The 1116-nt window shown below is 65.0% G+C and carries 1 protein-coding gene and 1 pseudogene; both read left to right on the top strand.

Annotated elements, in window-relative coordinates:
- Positions 1-206, top strand: a pseudogene (locus tag FNH08_RS50390) (sugar ABC transporter substrate-binding protein); the annotation flags it as partial.
- On the top strand, positions 206-1116 hold a 911-nt coding region (locus FNH08_RS50385), incomplete at its 3' end, for an ABC transporter permease (protein ID WP_152778732.1). The pseudogene FNH08_RS50390 and the gene FNH08_RS50385, both read left to right, overlap by 1 nt.

Genomic DNA, 1116 nt, shown 5'->3' with positions numbered 1-1116 from the left:
GCGCGATCAAGGACGGTGACATCGAGTTCGCCGTGGACCAGCAGCCCTATCTCCAGGGTTACCTGTCGATCGATTCGCTGTGGCTGTACAAGAACAACGGCAACTACATGGGTGGTGGCGAGCAGCCGGTGTTGACGGGTCCGGCGTTCGTGGACAAGTCCAACGTGGAGAAGGTTGCCGCGTTCGCCGCGAAGGGCACCAGGTGATGGGTATGACGCAAGAGGCTGCGCCGGCGGTGGAGACACCGCCGGCCTCCGGCCCGAAGCAGGGCGACGGGCGGACGGCTCGGCGTCCGCTGGCGCTGAGGCTGCTGGCCCGTCCCGAGGTGGGGGTCTTCCTCGGTGCGGTCGCGGTGTATGTGTTCTTCCTGGCCGCGGCGCCTCCGGTGCGTGAGGCCAGTGCGATGGCGAACATTCTGTATCAGTCCTCGACGATCGGGCTGATGGCGCTGCCGGTGGCGCTGTTGATGATCGGCGGGGAGTTCGACCTGTCCTCGGGTGTCGCGGTGATCACCTCGGCGCTGACCGCGAGCATGGTCAGCTACCAGCTGACGATGAACGTGTGGGTCGGCGTCATTGCCGCGCTGGTGGTGTCGTTGGCGGTGGGGGCGTTCAACGGGTGGATGCTGGTCAAGACCGGTCTGCCCAGCTTCCTCGTCACCCTGGGCACGTTTCTGATCTTGCAGGGTGTGAACCTGGCGGTCACGAAGCTGATCACCGGGAACGTGGCCACGGACAACATCAGTGACATGGACGGCTTCGACCAGGCGAAGGCGATCTTCGCGTCGACGTTCGAGGTCGGCGGGGTCACCGTGAAGATCACGGTGGTGTACTGGCTGGTGTTCGCGGCGCTCGCGACGTGGGTGTTGCTGCGCACGAAGTACGGCAACTGGATCTTCGCGGTGGGCGGGAACCAGGACAGTGCCCGTGCGGTGGGTGTGCCGGTGACGTTCACGAAGATCTCGCTGTTCATGCTGGTCGGGTTCGGTGCCTGGTTCGTCGGCATGCACCAGCTGTTCTCCTTCTCCACCGTGCAGTCGGGTGAGGGTGTGGGGCAGGAGTTGATCTACATCGCGGCGGCGGTGATCGGTGGCTGTCTGCTGACCGGTGGCTACGG

The organism is Streptomyces spongiae, from assembly GCF_009377185.1.
Taxonomy (GTDB): Bacteria; Actinomycetota; Actinomycetes; order Streptomycetales; family Streptomycetaceae; genus Streptomyces; species Streptomyces spongiae.
Note: the sequence above shows the minus strand (reverse complement) of the source record. Positions and strands in the feature narration are given on the sequence as shown.